This is a genomic window from Streptomyces sp. NPDC051172 (assembly GCF_040682555.1).
Taxonomy (GTDB): domain Bacteria; phylum Actinomycetota; class Actinomycetes; order Streptomycetales; family Streptomycetaceae; genus Streptomyces.
In genome coordinates this window covers 14,755-28,343 of the sequence record NZ_JBFBBE010000073.1, presented here as the reverse complement: position 1 = coordinate 28,343, position 13,589 = coordinate 14,755, and the positions used below count along the sequence as shown (strand labels likewise).

At 68.4% G+C, this 13,589-nt stretch carries 14 protein-coding genes and 1 pseudogene; 7 read left to right on the top strand and 8 right to left on the bottom strand.

Annotated elements, in window-relative coordinates; translation table 11 throughout:
- Positions 1-52 precede the first annotated feature (52 nt).
- Positions 53-796 (top strand): SDR family NAD(P)-dependent oxidoreductase, encoded by a 744-nt coding sequence (locus AB0N07_RS33660; protein WP_365841641.1) that lies wholly within the window; start codon positions 53-55, stop codon positions 794-796.
- A 1,224-nt stretch (positions 797-2,020) separates the two neighbouring features.
- Here the strand turns inward: AB0N07_RS33660 and AB0N07_RS33655 are convergent.
- Both AB0N07_RS33655 and AB0N07_RS33650 read right to left on the bottom strand, forming a co-directional pair.
- Positions 2,021-3,229, bottom strand: a complete 1,209-nt coding sequence (locus AB0N07_RS33655) for an NAD(P)/FAD-dependent oxidoreductase (protein WP_365841639.1) — start codon at positions 3,227-3,229, stop codon at positions 2,021-2,023.
- Positions 3,226-3,684, bottom strand: coding sequence for a hypothetical protein (locus tag AB0N07_RS33650; RefSeq protein ID WP_365841637.1), 459 nt, complete (start codon positions 3,682-3,684; stop codon positions 3,226-3,228). Before AB0N07_RS33650 ends, AB0N07_RS33655 begins: the two co-directional genes overlap by 4 nt.
- 100 nt (positions 3,685-3,784) lie before the next feature.
- On the opposite strand from AB0N07_RS33650, the gene AB0N07_RS33645 reads away from it, so the two are divergent.
- Complete coding sequence (locus AB0N07_RS33645) at positions 3,785-4,399, top strand: PadR family transcriptional regulator (protein ID WP_365841635.1); 615 nt, start codon at positions 3,785-3,787, stop codon at positions 4,397-4,399.
- 52 nt (positions 4,400-4,451) lie between these two features.
- Here AB0N07_RS33645 and AB0N07_RS33640 read toward each other — a convergent pair whose 3' ends face one another.
- Positions 4,452-5,081, bottom strand: coding sequence for a hypothetical protein (locus tag AB0N07_RS33640; protein WP_365841633.1), 630 nt, complete (start codon positions 5,079-5,081; stop codon positions 4,452-4,454).
- Positions 5,082-5,838: 757 nt separating this feature from the next.
- Here AB0N07_RS33640 and AB0N07_RS33635 point away from each other — a divergent pair.
- The 4 genes from AB0N07_RS33635 (at position 5,839) to AB0N07_RS33620 (ending at position 8,323) form a co-directional block, all read left to right on the top strand.
- The gene (locus AB0N07_RS33635) at positions 5,839-6,051 is read left to right on the top strand and encodes a hypothetical protein (RefSeq protein WP_365841631.1); all 213 of its coding nucleotides are present in this window, start codon (positions 5,839-5,841) and stop codon (positions 6,049-6,051) included.
- A gap of 203 nt (positions 6,052-6,254) precedes the next feature.
- On the top strand, positions 6,255-7,256 hold the full coding sequence (locus AB0N07_RS33630; RefSeq protein ID WP_365841629.1) for a winged helix-turn-helix domain-containing protein: 1,002 nt from the start codon (positions 6,255-6,257) through the stop codon (positions 7,254-7,256).
- A 165-nt stretch (positions 7,257-7,421) separates the two neighbouring features.
- On the top strand, positions 7,422-7,619 hold the full coding sequence (locus AB0N07_RS33625) for a hypothetical protein (protein ID WP_365841627.1): 198 nt from the start codon (positions 7,422-7,424) through the stop codon (positions 7,617-7,619).
- Positions 7,620-7,915: 296 nt separating this feature from the next.
- Positions 7,916-8,323 carry a VOC family protein gene (locus tag AB0N07_RS33620; RefSeq protein ID WP_365841625.1) on the top strand — a complete coding sequence of 136 codons (408 nt, stop codon included), beginning with the start codon at positions 7,916-7,918 and terminating at the stop codon, positions 8,321-8,323.
- A 494-nt stretch (positions 8,324-8,817) separates the two neighbouring features.
- On the opposite strand, the pseudogene AB0N07_RS33615 reads toward AB0N07_RS33620, so the two are convergent.
- The 5 genes and pseudogenes from AB0N07_RS33615 to AB0N07_RS33595 all read right to left on the bottom strand — a co-directional run.
- Positions 8,818-9,017, bottom strand: a pseudogene (locus AB0N07_RS33615) (IS5/IS1182 family transposase); the annotation flags it as partial.
- Positions 9,018-9,305: 288 nt separating this feature from the next.
- A complete protein-coding gene (locus AB0N07_RS33610; protein WP_365841623.1) occupies positions 9,306-9,482 on the bottom strand; it encodes a hypothetical protein in 177 nt (58 codons plus the stop codon).
- A gap of 127 nt (positions 9,483-9,609) precedes the next feature.
- Positions 9,610-10,947: a DHA2 family efflux MFS transporter permease subunit gene (locus AB0N07_RS33605; protein WP_365841621.1), complete on the bottom strand. Its 1,338-nt coding sequence runs from the start codon at positions 10,945-10,947 to the stop codon at positions 9,610-9,612.
- 152 nt (positions 10,948-11,099) lie between these two features.
- Complete coding sequence (locus tag AB0N07_RS33600) at positions 11,100-11,909, bottom strand: alpha/beta hydrolase (RefSeq protein WP_365841618.1); 810 nt, start codon at positions 11,907-11,909, stop codon at positions 11,100-11,102.
- Between the two features lie 59 nt (positions 11,910-11,968).
- The gene (locus AB0N07_RS33595; RefSeq protein WP_365841616.1) at positions 11,969-12,463 is read right to left on the bottom strand and encodes a cupin domain-containing protein; all 495 of its coding nucleotides are present in this window, start codon (positions 12,461-12,463) and stop codon (positions 11,969-11,971) included.
- A 161-nt stretch (positions 12,464-12,624) separates the two neighbouring features.
- Between AB0N07_RS33595 and AB0N07_RS33590 the strand changes: the two genes are divergently transcribed.
- Positions 12,625-13,230: a TetR/AcrR family transcriptional regulator gene (locus AB0N07_RS33590; RefSeq protein WP_365841613.1), complete on the top strand. Its 606-nt coding sequence runs from the start codon at positions 12,625-12,627 to the stop codon at positions 13,228-13,230.
- The last annotated feature ends 359 nt before the right edge of the window (positions 13,231-13,589 follow it).

Here is a 13,589-nt window from a genome sequence, read left to right as displayed (position 1 = left end):
CGTGAGCGACGTGAGCGACGTGAGCGACAACCGACGAGGAAGGTCCACGGAGATGGCGCAGGTAGTGGTGGTCACCGGAGGAGCGAGCGGGATCGGCGCGGCGATGGCGCGGCACTTCGGGTCCCTCGGCGCGCACGTGGTCGTCGCAGACGTGGACGAGGCGGGCGGCAGGGCCGTGGCGCGTGAGGTGGACGGCCTGTTCGTCCGCACCGACACCACGCGGGAGGCGGACAACCTCGCGATGATCGCGGCCGCCGTGGAGGCCTACGGCGGGCTGGACCTGGTGCACCTCAACGCCGGCATCGGCGACGGCGGCGGGTTCGGTGCGGACGACTACGACGCGGCCCGTCAGCACCGGGTGCTCGCAGTGAACCTGCACGGCGTGATGTACGGCCTGCACGCGGCGCTGCCCGCACTCGCGGCACACGGCGGCGGCTCCTTGCTGGTCACCTCCAGCATGGCCGGGGTCGGGCTGGCGCCCTTCGACCCGGTGTACGCGGCGAGCAAGTACGGCGTGATCGGGCTGGTGCGCTCGCTGGCCCCGGTCTGGCAGGACAAGGGCGTACGGATCAACGCGATCTGCCCCGGCTTCGTCCGCACGCCGATCCTGCCACCGGAGACCGTCGAGTACATCACCGGCCAGGGCTACACCCTGGCCGAGACCGCCGAGATCGCGGCGGGGGCCGCCGAGATCACCGCGGGTCAGGAGACGGGCCGGGCGTACGTCCTGCAAGCGGGACGCGCCCCCGAGCCGGTGAGCTTCCCGAAGCTGGACCTGGTACGCGCGGACACGTAGTGCCCGGGGTTTCCGGCGGTGGCAGAAATTCGCCGTTCTCTCGCGACGGCGGTCCCCTTACCCTCCCCTTTGGCTGCCGGAGATCATCGGCATCATCGTCAAGCTGGACAAATCCCACTTCGAGCACGACATGAGCTGCAGTAGATTTCGTCCCGACCAGTCGGGTCAGAACAACAACTCGAGATGCCGCTCGGTCGAGATCTGCGCAAGCATCTCCGCGCTCGTGATGTAAAGAGAGCAGTCTCGGCAAACCGACCCACGGAGCAGGGTCTTTGCGTGTAAGCGATCTGTCCGGTTGATCACGTGATTCTGAGGGCTGCGGGGGCCGCCCGGTCGCGGGTGGTATGGCGGCGACCATGGAGTTCACTGTCACCAAGTGCGAGGACGCGGGCGGACTGGCGAGCGGGACGACGACGTCGCCGGTCCAGAAGATCCCGATCGGGATGACCCGGGGCCGCCCGTCGAGTCCGTTGTAGGCCAGACGCGCCATCGATGCCTGGCTCAGCAGCTCGTGGGCGTCGGCCAGCTACTTGTGCAATCTGCCGGGGATCCATAATCATCGTCCTCTCCTGTCGCGCGGCATTTCAAGGCCGCTATGACCCTGGGACGGAGCCGCCGCCAGGTTCTCGACATGAGCGGCGCCGGCACCGTTATCAGCAGAGCACCCAGACGTTGGTGGCGAGGTTGGTGGGGTCCAGCAACCGGCCACTCCAGGCCTCGACGCGATCCCATCTGTCGTCCATGTAGTTCACAATGGCGGGGTTGCCACGTGTGTCCACTTCGTCGCAGTAGTAACCGATCCGGTGGCCACCGCAGCCGATCACCCTGGGTCGTACCCTCCGTCGGCGGCGGCGATGGCCGGGCTTCCCACGAGTACGATCGCGACTGCCGCGGTGGTGACCAGGGTGGTCCGTACAACTTTGCGGAGCTGACGCCAGCCGTCGCCGCGAGGAGTGCGTGTGCAGCCTGTGACAGACTTCGCGATGATCGACCTCATGGCCCGCAGACTCACCGGCGAAGCCACCCTGAACTGGCACGGAACCTGACCCGGGACCAAACACGAATCACCGGACCAAACGCTCAGTCAGTCCTCGGTCCCCTGCAGGAGGACCCGGGGAGAAGAACTCCTCCAGGGCTTGTGAGCCGAGCTCGCCGTTCAGGGCCATAGAACGTTGCAGTGCTTTACCTGTGACCTGCGCGGGGATGTCGAACTGCTCCTTCGCCTCACGTGAGCGGGGCTGCCGTCGCGTCCCAGTCGATGTGGTGGTCGAACTGCCAGGCCATCTTCTCCGGGTTGATCAGCTTCATGGTGGCCGGCATCACGAGGTCGCGCAGTACTCGGCCGACCGGGCCCGCGGTCTTGTTGCTGTTCGTGCGGGCGCCGAGCTTGATGATGCGTTCGACGCGGGGGCGGCGCAGTTGTTCGTACACTGCGAAAGCCTGGTCGTAGGGCAAGTCCCGTAGGCAGCGTGCCAGTTCGACGGCACTTTCGGCAGCCATGGAGGCCCCCTGCCCGGAGCTGGATGAGGCGGCGTGGGCCGCGTCGCCGATCAGGGTCATGCGGCCATGGGTCCAGTTCGCGACCCTCGGCATGTTCTCCATCGGGCCAGCGATGAGGAGCTCGCCGGCCTTGGTACGGCTGATCATCTCGAGGGCTGGGGTGCGGTCGTCGGCGAAGGCGTTCCGCAGGATGCGCATCCACTCGTTCGCGCCGATCGCCTGGGCCTCGGAGACTGTCATCGGGGCACGGTGGGGCAGGTTCACGAACCACACCGCCGAGGAGTCTTCGAAGACCTGGTAGCCGAAGAACGCGCGCTTACCGAAGCACATGTACATGACGCCGTCGGTGGAGGGCATCCCTGACTGGTGCATCCGCGCTCCGAAGCAGACCAGACCGGCGTAGTTCGGCTGTGCTGCGGCCGGGTCGATCAGGGAGCGGACCGTGGAGCGGATTCCGTCGGCGCCGATGAGGACATCGGCGCTCGCCTCCGTACCGTCCGCGAAGTGCGCGGTGATGCCGGAGCCGGTTTCCGTCGTGCCGGTCAGCCGCTTGCCGTGGTGGATGGGGACGGAGCGGCCCTCCGCCTCGTCGTAGATCGCCCGGTAGAGATCGGCGCGCCACACGAACTGCAGGGACGGCAGGCGGGAGGGCGGGGCGAACTGCGCGAGGTGTTTGCCCGTCCAGCTCCGTAGTCCCATGGCTGTGACCGGTGTGCCGATGGCGCGGACGAGGTCGCCCGCGCCGATCGCGTCGAGGGCGTTCTGGCCGTTCGGAGCGATGGTCATGCCGCCTCCGGCCCCATCGGCCGTGGAGTCGTACGCCTCGTGGAGGGCGGCCTCGATACCTGCCTGGCGGAGGGCCATCGCGGCGACCGGGCCTGCGATACCGCCGCCGATGACGAGCGCGGTGCGGGCTTTGCCGATGCGAGTCATGATTGGTGCCCCCTCGGGTCGTCGATCGTCGGTACGCCGCCGCTTTTGTGTGCGCGGCGCACATCCTGGAAGTACGCACGGGAGAACATCGCCGACAGGATCGCGATGCCACCTCGGTGGATGCGGATTTCGCTGTTCGTCGCAGAGCCGGACAGACGGACACGGCGGTCGGCCGTCGTGTTGTGGGTGCACGAGGACTGGGAGTCCTTGACCTTGCCGCGGGCCGTCCACCTCAGGTTCCAGTGGTCGATGGCGGTGGTGTCGTCGACGAGCAGCTTGACCATGGCCCGGTTCAGGTCGAGGTGGATCTCGACGTCGTCGGGAAGGTCAGGGGAGCGGAGGTCGAGGACAGTGGTGCCATGGCGGGCCTTGATCTCGAAGTGGCCGGCCTCGGTCCAGTTGCCGAGGTGCTTGACGAGGTCGTGGTCGGAGTGGATGCGCTCGGTGAGGGACATCTCGGTGGTTCCTCTCGGGACTGCGTCGCGGTGACACTTTAATAGTTTCACTGAAACTAGTCTCTCGTCAACTAGTCATTGCGGGGCTAAAATCGAGTCCATGACCGCATCCGCTCCCCGCAGCTCCCCCCTCGCCCTGACCGTCCTGGCTCTGCTGCACTACAAGCCGCTGCACCCGTACGCCATCCAGCGGCTGGTCAAGGACTGGGGCAAGGAGCAGGTCGTCAACGTCAGGCAGCGTGCGAGCCTCTACCGCACGATCGAGAGACTCAATGGCGACGGGCTGATCGCGGTCCGCGAGACCGGGCGCGATCAGCAGTACCCCGAGCGGACCGTGTACGAAGTCACCGACGCGGGGCGTGAGACCGCCCGCGCCTGGCTGGAGGAGATGCTCTCCGCGCCCAAGCAGGAGTTCCCGGAGTTCCCGGCCGCTCTCTCGAATCTGCTGCTGCTCACGCCCGAAGAGATGGGGGACGTACTGCAGCGGCGGGCCGACGCCCTCGCGGCGCAGCTCGACGGACTGGAAGCGGCCATGGCCGCAGAGGCGGAGCGGGGGCTGCCGCGCATCACCCGCCTGGAGAGCGAGTACCTGCGGGCGGTGACGGCCGCGGAGCTGGAGTGGGTGCGCACGGTGGTCGAAGACCTGCGAGCCGGCCGGCTCTCGTGGTCGAAGGAGCAGTTGGACGCCCTCGCGGCCGAGCCGGTGCAACAGTGAGCCCGCCTCCGACGCGTCCGGGGACGGCCTGAAGCGTTGCGCTCTCCCGGGGTCAAAACCCAGCCGCCTGTCCCGTCGAATTGAGCTCGCCTGTGGATCTTGCGCTGAGCCGCGGGGTTGCCAGGTCGGATGGGAACTCCCAGCTCGGGATTCTGTCCTGCTGCGGCGCCGGGCGAGTGACCACCTGCACGATGGCGTTCGGGCTCGTCTCGTCACAGGTCTCGGTCCCGTGGCCGCGATAGCCGATCCAATCCCGCTGGCCGGCCGCGGTGACCTTCTGGCTGTAGCGGGCCTCGGGACCGGGCGGGGTGACGATCTCCATCGTCGACCACGGCACCCGTGCCGAGGCAGGATCCGGCCGGCCGTCGGCCCAGGACCTGCCGGTGTCCCTCTGCTCGGTCGCCCTCCGGCTGGCCCGGTCACGGGTCGACTTCGCTGCCCGCCACCGCAGTTGGCCGAACTCGTCGTGCCAGCACTGCTGGGCCCAGACCTGCCGCAGGACCTGCACCGACCTCAACTCCCGCAAACCAGGCCGGGCGTCGTCGCGACAGACGGCCTGCAGGATGTGCAGCGTCGATCGCAGCCGTTCCGTCCACCGGCCGAACCGGAGAGTGAGCCCCGGAACCTGCTCGGCGAAAGTCTTGCGCGAGCAGGAGACCTCCGCGCAGACGAGCCGGCGCACCCTCAGGCCACCACGACGGACTTGCCCGCCGTCGGTAGATCGTGAGGAAACCGCAGACAGGAGCCGTGTATTCGCCCCGACAAGTACCCACAGCCAGGGCAGGTCGTCTGCCGAGCAGTGCTCAGGGCCTCGATCCGGACGACCATGTCGGTTGCCTCGACCGACTCCACCAACACGTTCTGCAGCGAGGAGAACAGCAACTCATCGAGCTCCGGCCGTACTTCGTTCACGGCGCAGCGCTGTCGGCCACACCACACACCGACCGGGCGATTTTCGGGCTATCTCAGCCAGCCTCACGAGGAGACCGACAGTCACGCTGCGTACGCAACCACACGAAGTGGACCAGAGCCCGAGAGCGGGAGTCGTTCGTCTGCAAGTCCGGGAGTCGCTACTCGCTACCGATGCCGGCCCGAACCGAGTGCTTCCCGGTGCCCATTGCGGCCCGTCCTGTCGCCTGCTGGTCGGGCCCATCCTGTCGGTGGCGCGCCGATCTACGCCACTCCCCCAACCCAGCTGTTACAGCGCTCAGTTGCGGACGCAGCGCGGCGACGGTAGCTGAGATCGGGAGCAGTAGGCTTCGGTCGGGTCCGTGCCGAACGCACTCGGTGCAGGCCCGTCGCGTCTCATAATGTCCGGCGTTGTCGTGTGCTCACAGAGAAGACCTGGTGCCCCGCATTGAGCTCAAGCAGGTCCACGCGACGTGCAGGGGCGGGCGACGCACTCCGCCGTGTCCCCCCGTAGGGCTTGTTTGCAGAGTATGAATAAGATCATCTCGGCCGCCGCGGTCACCACCGCCGCCCTCGCCCCGGCTACCCCAGCCGCGCACGCCGCGCCCATGCCCGCCCAGGAAGGCCCGGTCAGCTTGGCCCCTCGCGTTGCCAACGGCGGCCTCGTCGGGCCCGGCCTCAGCGAAATCGTGGCAATCGCGGAAGGCATCCTGCGGAAGTACGGAATCACCAAGGCGTTTTGATGTCCTGGGAACGATCCTGAAAGAGGATGTCTGGCTTCATCGACGCCCCGCTGCCGACATTCGGCACGGGGGCGTCGAGTGTTGATGCGTCACCTGTTTGCGATCCGGGTCGACCGGCTGAGGCCAGATTGATCATTGCGTCACTTCCGTCCTGAACTGAGACTGCTGTGGGACAAACAGCGACGCGTAGGACGGGGCGCCCGGTGAAACGCATTCACTTCACGGCGGAGGACCTGGCGCGGACCCGCGTGGCCAGGACTATTGGCGTGGCGGCGGAGACATTCGACAGTGTGAAGCTGTTGAAAGACCGCGACACCAATCTCGCCTTCCGCCGCTGGCACGTATCGGTGCGTGGACGGCTGGGCGAACAGGCTGGCCCCCTCGCCGCGTTGCTACCCAAACGCGGTCCGCTGATCGACGCGCTGAGTCTGATGGGAGACACGGCTTCCATCGACGAGGCGGTGGACAACTTCATGGCGGCTCCCCGTGCCCTGATGCGCCTCGAACTGGAGAACATCGACTTCCATCCCTCACACCGATCCTGGGCCCGGAACCTGATGGACGGCGACCGGGAAACTCGCCTCCAGGTGGCCGCAGCGCTCAGGGCCTGCCACAGCGTCACCGTCGCCCCCTACTGGAGCAGGGTGCGCTCCCATCTGAACAAGGCCCGGGCCGCGTACGCGGGCACGATGGCCGATGATGGGGTCGAACAGCTCCTCACCACACTCGGCAGTCCGTTGGTCCGCTGGCGGCCGCCCGTGCTCGAAGTGGCCCACTCGCACAATGCGGACATCCACTTGAATGGGCGAGGCCTCGTCATCGCGCCGACGGTCTTCTCCACACCACAGGTCGGACTGTGGTATCCGCCACTGGACCCGGCCAAGGCCCCCACCCTGACCGTCCCCACCCTCAGCGGGACCTCGCTCGACACCGCACTGTGGGAGGGCGTCGGCGAGTTCACCACCCAGGCACTTGACGATCTGCTGGGACGCACCAGGGCCGCGGTGCTGAGAGCGGCCGTCGGCGGATGCAGCACCACGGATTTGGCCCGCCGCGTGAACATCTCGCCGGCGACCGCGAGCCACCACGCGACTGTGCTGCGCAATGCCCACCTGGTCACCACCCGACGCGAAGGCAAGGCGGTCGTCCACACCGTCACGTCACTGGGCATCGCGCTGCTGGAGCGGAGGCACCCCTTCGCCTGAATGGAACGACCGGGCCGAAGCCGGGAGAGAGCACCGTGGCCGCCAACTTTTCGATGGAGTTCGAAACGTTGGCGGTTGTCCTCCGGCAGAACCTACGTTCTGACCGGTCGGAGTGACGGGAGAAGCGCCGACAGCTCAACCTCACTGATCGGTCAAGGAGTTCAGATGCATCTGCGCAAGCGGGCACTGGCCGCTGTGTTCGTGGCCACCGCGGCCTTCACCACCCTGGGAACCCAGGCCATGGCCGCACCCATGCCCTGGGAGACAAGCAAGACCCCCACGGCCATCACCCACCGCACCCCCGCAGCGGACAGCGAGGCCGGCACGGTCACCGTGCTGTGCAGCGGCAACTGCTATCAGTAGGCGGGTGCTCATGGCGAAGGCCACCCGCATCGGCCGCCGCTGGGCGTCGTCTGCGCGGCCACGTCCGCCAGCTACGCCGTGACCACCCTGTGCGCCGGCTCGGCACCGGCGTTCGACCCTGACCACCCTCGGCAAGCTCACCCTCGTCGTCGCCACCCTGGCGACCCTCCCCGTGGGCCGCTGAAAAAAGCCTCCGAAAAAAAATCTCCGGCGACCGGTGAGTTCTCCCGGGACCCCGGGTCTACCCAACCAGACACGCCGACCTCGGCACGGACCACCAGGGGAGACAGCCCGCCATGTACCAGCAGATGATCTTCGTGAACCTGCCCGTCAACGACCTGGACGCCTCCAAGAAGTTCTTCACGGAACTCGGCTACACGATCAACCCGCAGTTCAGCGACGAGAAGGCCGCCTCCGTGGTGATCAGCGACACCATCGTTGCGATGCTGCTCACCAAGCCCTTCTACGCCACGTTCACCAAGAAGGAGATCGCCGACGCCACGCAGACCAGCGAGGTCCTGGTCGCGCTGAGCGCCGAGAGCCGCGAGAAGGTGGACGAACTGGTGGACAAGGCCCTCGCGTCGGGAGCCACTCCGAGCGGCGAGACCCAGGACCACGGCTTCATGTACGGCCGCGCCTTCGACGACCTCGACGGCCACACCTGGGAGGTCGTCTGGATGGATCCGGCCGCGGTCCAGGGCTGACCCCGCACCGCCCGCAACGGCGCCAACCGGTAATACCGCTACCTCGGCAACGGCCAGGCGCCCGGATCGGTGACGTCGACGCAGTGGAGGACGGGCCCGTCGTCACCTGTAGGACCCCGATGTCTGCCTCGCCGGTGGGGGGCGAAGTGAGTCGGGCAGCCGCAGAAGGTCTTCGGCAGGCGGTCGGAGAGCAGTTCCCTGATCCTTCCACGGTGTCTGGTGGAGTCTTGCGGACTCACAAGGATCTGCAGGCGATGGCCCCACTGGTGGCTCGATCCCGGGGACTGCCTGCTCCAGCAAGGGGTGTACGGCTTCGAGGTAGAAACGGCGGGATAGGTCCAGGCCGGGGATGAAGGCGGGCGTGGTCCTGCCGCGGAGCGTGCCGGACCGGCACGTGGTTGGCCAAAGAGTTTTTCCGGCCCGGCAGGTCAGGCGACTTCTGCCATCACGTAGCCGTGGACAGCGTCACGGCGTTCGGCGGGGCCTGCCTTGCGGCGGGTGAGGCTCCGGGTCATGAGCGTGATGGCAGCCCAGGTGATCAGCAACTCGCTCGTCTCGAGCAGCCGTTCATGGTCGCTCATGATCCACGCCCAACCGTGTTCAACGGCCACCTGCGCGGAAGGACGATGAAGCCCTTGTTGCCCGGCGGACGCCGGACCGTATTGATGGTGATGTCCAGGTACTTCTTCGCCCAGGCACCAGGCCGTTCTTGGCGTAGGCAGAAACAGGCACTCGGTCCTTGGGCGACACTGTTGGCGCGCGAGGCGTCACTGAGGACACCGTGTCGGCGTCGCGCCCCGCGACCTGGTCGCGCGCGACCTCAAGGGCTGCCGCGTCCCTTCCGACCAGGGCGACACGGGCCCCCGGCCGCCAGTGCCCGGGCTACCGCCAAGCCGATCCCACGACTGCCACCAGCGACGATCGCCCGCTTGCCGCCGAGCTTGAGATCCATTTCATTTCCCTCCCTGTCCTGGGCGGTCTCTCAGAGGCCCAGGAAATCATCTGCGTTGCGCCCGAGAATGCGCGCCACCCGCGACGCGTCGAGGATGCCTCGGTCGCCGGCCTCGGTGAGGGGCGCCGGGGCGGTCTCCAGCGGCGCGTTGAGGAAGGGGTGGTCGGTCCCGAGCATCAGGTGCCCGGCGCCGAAACGGGAGGCCACAACTCACTTGTGACGGTAGAGCTGTTGGAGATGCAGGCGTCGGTCTGCCATGGCGAACCGCGGGATGTCCGCGGGCATGGTCCTCGAAGTAGCGTTTTGAAGTCGGCTTCGCTCGGCGTGACCGGCGTCATGAGCGCTCGGTCGCCGTGCCGGCTGGGGGGGTCCGGCGGTGCGTGGTCACGGTGGTCAGGACCAGGATGGCAAGGCCGCAGGCCGCGATGATCCACCAGGCTGCCGGGCGTGCCCCGGCGGCGATCGCGGCGCCGATCACCGCGATACCGAGCGAGGAGCCGACCTGGCGGCTGGTCGCGGCGACCGCGGCGGCCACCCCGGCCTGGGCGCGCGGCAGGCCCGCGACCGCTGTGTCGGTGATCGGTGCGTTGACGAAGCCGAAGCCGAAGCCGAACAGCGCGTACGTCAGAGAGAGGAGTGTGTAGGAGGGTTGGGTGGAGCGGGTGACGAGCACCGCCAGCACTCCGCTGGCGGCGATGCCCGCCCCCGCGAGCAGAAGGGGGATGCGCGGGCCGCGGCTGCCCACGATCCGTCCGGACAGCGGCGGGCACACCAGGGACAGCACCGCCATCGGCAGCAGGTGCAGGCCGGTGTCCAGGGCGTTCAGCCTCAGCACTCGTTGCAGGTAGAGCGTGTTGGCGAACAGGAAGCCGCCGAGTGCGGCGAAGGCGAAGACCGCGGTGGCGGTGGCCCCGCTGAAAGATGCGCTGCGGAAGAGGCGGGGGTCGATGAGAGGTTCGGTGCGATGGTTCTCGTACGGGACGAAGCCGGCCAGCGCGCCCGCCGCCGTGATCAGGCACACCACGATCGGGGTTGAGGTCCAGCCCTGGTTGGGCGCCTCGATGACGGCGTACGTCAGGGTGCCGAGCAAGGTGATGACCAGGAGCTGGCCCATCGGGTCGGCGCGGCGGGCGCGGGGCGCCCTGGACTCGGGGACGTACAGCGTGACGAGGAGAAGTGCGGCCAGGCCGATCGGCACGTTCAGCCAGAACACCGACCGCCAGCCTGCCGACTGCACCAGCGCGCCGCCGAGGATCGGCCCGGCCGCCATGCTGATGCCGACGACCCCGCCCCAGATGCCGATCGCTCGTGCTCGCTCCCGGGGCTGGCTGAAGGTGTTGGTGAGGATGGCCATGGCGACCGGGGTGAGCATGCAGCCGCCCAGTGCCTGCACCACCCGGAAGACGACCAGCCACCCGAGTGTCGGCGCCAGGCTGCACAGCGCCGACCCGGCGGTGAACAGGACTAGCCCCAGCCGGAAGATCCGCCGCCGCCCGACGCGGTCGGCTGTGGAGCCGGCCAGTGTCAGCAGGGCGGCCAGCACGATGGTGTAGGCATCGAGCGTCCACTGCAGGCCGGAGACCGAGGAGTCGAAGTCCCGCTGCACGGCGGGCAGCGCGACGTTGAGGACGGTGGTGTCGAGGCTGACCAGCAGCACGCTGAGGCAGCACACGGCCAGGACGATCGACTGCCGCCGCCGGAGGGCGGGTTCGGCCGGTGTGTGGTGCGCATCTGCCGGTTCGCATACCTCGGATGCTTGCTCCCGTTCAGATACTCCCGGCGTTTCGGGTGCTTCCAGGCCCTCGGACACCAGGCGCTCCCGGCTCAGTGGGTGGGCCGGTTGGTGGCGTGGGCGTCCGCGAAGTCCCAGACCACGGGCAGGAGTTGCCCGGGAGTCTCGGCCTGGGGCATGTGGCCGGTGCCGGGCAGCAGTTCGAACCGGGCATCCGGGATGGCCGCCGCGTACGCGCGTCCATAGTCGGCGTCGACGATCTGGTCGCTCTCGCCCCAGGCGACGAGGGTGGGCACCCTCGCCTTGGCCAGGCGCTCGCGCAGGGTGGGGTCGGCCATGTCGTCGGGGCCCGAGTAGATCTGCAGGGCGGCGCGGTTGCCGGCCATGACCGCGCGCTGCTCGTCGGAGAGCGCGCTCGGGTCGAAGCGGAACTTCGAGGGGTCGTGGAAGGAGAGCCGGGACAACTCGACGGGAGTCAGCGGGAAGGTGTCGGCGACGGGGTGGCCGGGGACGTCGATACCGACGGCGTTGATGAGGGTGACGCTGGTGATCCGGTCGCTGCCGAGCGCGGCGATCTCGGCGGCGATCCAGCCGCCGATGGAGTTGCCGACGACGGCGACGTCCTCCAGACCGAGTACGTCGAGCAGCCGTATGTAGGCCTTTGCCAGAGTGGTGACATCGGTCAGCCAGTCGGGGCGGGCGGTGCCGCCGAAGCCGGGGTGGACGGGGGCGAAGACCCTCGCCGGCCGCTGCTCGGCCAGGAGCTGGGCGAAGGGGGCGACGGTCTGGGGTCCGCCACCGCCGTGCAGGAGCAGGAAGGGGTGTCCCTTCTCGCCGTGGAGGTCGACGGTGATGTCCAGGTCGCCCTGATCGATGGTGACGGGGTGGGTGGTGCTGATCACGGTGGTTCTCCTTGAGTGGGCTGAGCTGAGGGGGGAAGGATGGGCAAGTCGGGCCGTCGTTACGCGAAGTCGGCGGCGGGGACCGTGGCGTAGCGGCTCATCACCTTGATGGTCGACTCCGGGGTCATCTCCTGGCCGCCGGCGATCATGTCCCGCAGGTCGCGGAAGTACTGCACGTACAGGTCGGGCGTGAAGGTGTTGAGCATCACCGCCGGTTCGTCGCCGAGGTTGGCGAAGGTGTGCGGGGCGCCGGGCGGGATCATCGCGAGGGTGCCGGCAGGGGCGGCGTGGGTGGTCTGGCCGATGGTGAAGTGCACGGTGCCGGAGACGACGTAGAAGCCCTCGTCGTGCTGGGCGTGGCGGTGCTGCGGTGGGCCCTGGGTGTGGGGGGCGAGGGTGATCTCGCCGATGCCGATGCGGTGGCCGGTGGTGCTGCCGTCCTCGAGGATGCGCATCTGGGTCGGGCCCAGGCGGATCGTCTCGCCGCCGTCGGGGCCGACCAGGGAGACGTCGTTCACGCCGGTCCCCTCATTCGTGCCGTTCATGTCGCTCATGGCCGTCTCCGTCCTCTTCCATCTTCGTGAGAGTTCACTCTCACGGGCTCTCGGGGTTCAGATTAGGTGGTCAACTCTCGTTATGCAAGTGCACTCTCATCACGAGGGTCGACCGTGGTAAGATGTGTCCGGGGTTCACAGGCAGGAGTGAGGGCGTACGAATGGCGACGACGCAGGCCGGCACCGGCCGCGCCAACCAGAAGAAGCGCACGCGTGCGGCGCTCGTGGAGGCCGCCCGTGAGCTCATCGGCACGGGCGGCGAGGTGACCATGCCCGAGGTCGCCCGCGCGGCCCTGGTCTCCGAGGCCACCGCGTACCGATACTTCCCCGACCTGCCCTCACTGATCAGCGAGGCCCTGGCCGGTGCCTGGCCGCCCCCCGCAGAGGCGCTCGCCCCGGTCGCGGACTCCGCCGACCCCGTCGAACGCGTCGCCTTCGCCTGCGAGTTCCTGCTTCGCGGCATACTCGCCCGCCAGGGATCGGTGCGCGCGATGATCTCGGCCACCATCACCCGGCCCGCGTCGGTGTCCGCGCGCCCCGGAATCCGCTTCGGCCTGATCGACCACGCACTCGCCCCCCTCGAGGACACGCTGGGGGCGACGGATCCCGGGGCGTTCGCCCAGCTCAAGCGGGACCTCGCCGTGGTCGTCAGCGCGGAGGCGCTGTTCACACTCACCGATCTGTGCGGGCTCGACCCGGAGGCCGCGGTCGCGAGCGCCGTACGGACCGCGACCACCCTGACCGAGGCCGCGCGCGCGATCTCGTAGCGGCCGGAGGTCGCCGCTGCTTCCGGCGGCGTCCGGCGCGGGCGGCGGCGGGTCAGCCGGAAGGTTACCGAACAACCAGTTCCGCCTCGTGAGCGAGGATGACGAGGTGGATACGGTCCCGGGCGTCCGTTGAGAGAGCAGCCGGGAGCCCGGATGACTGAGTCCGATGTCCTCAGTGGACAAAGGCGGTCAGGGACTGTGTGACCTCTGCTCCGGGAGCCAGTTGGCCCGTGATCACCCACGCCGCAGAGTGGTACTGCTCCCCTATCAGGGGACCATCCCCGCGGGCGCGGTGAGCAGGGGTTCCAGCAGGCGTGCAAAGCGCTCGCCGCGGGGATGGCCCCACACAGTCGGTGCAG

Excerpts from the sequence above, each read along its gene's own strand:
- AB0N07_RS33625 (WP_365841627.1), top strand. The coding sequence starts at position 7,422 with ATGCATCTGCGCAAGCGGGCACTGGCCGCTGTGTTCGTGGCCACCGCG.
- AB0N07_RS33595 (WP_365841616.1), bottom strand. The coding sequence starts at position 12,463 with ATGAGCGACATGAACGGCACGAATGAGGGGACCGGCGTGAACGACGTC.
- AB0N07_RS33650 (WP_365841637.1), bottom strand. The coding sequence starts at position 3,684 with ATGTCCCTCACCGAGCGCATCCACTCCGACCACGACCTCGTCAAGCAC.
- AB0N07_RS33635 (WP_365841631.1), top strand. The coding sequence starts at position 5,839 with ATGAATAAGATCATCTCGGCCGCCGCGGTCACCACCGCCGCCCTCGCC.
- AB0N07_RS33620 (WP_365841625.1), top strand. The coding sequence starts at position 7,916 with ATGTACCAGCAGATGATCTTCGTGAACCTGCCCGTCAACGACCTGGAC.
- AB0N07_RS33655 (WP_365841639.1), bottom strand. The coding sequence starts at position 3,229 with ATGACTCGCATCGGCAAAGCCCGCACCGCGCTCGTCATCGGCGGCGGT.
- AB0N07_RS33645 (WP_365841635.1), top strand. The coding sequence starts at position 3,785 with ATGACCGCATCCGCTCCCCGCAGCTCCCCCCTCGCCCTGACCGTCCTG.
- AB0N07_RS33660 (WP_365841641.1), top strand. The coding sequence starts at position 53 with ATGGCGCAGGTAGTGGTGGTCACCGGAGGAGCGAGCGGGATCGGCGCG.
- AB0N07_RS33590 (WP_365841613.1), top strand. The coding sequence starts at position 12,625 with ATGGCGACGACGCAGGCCGGCACCGGCCGCGCCAACCAGAAGAAGCGC.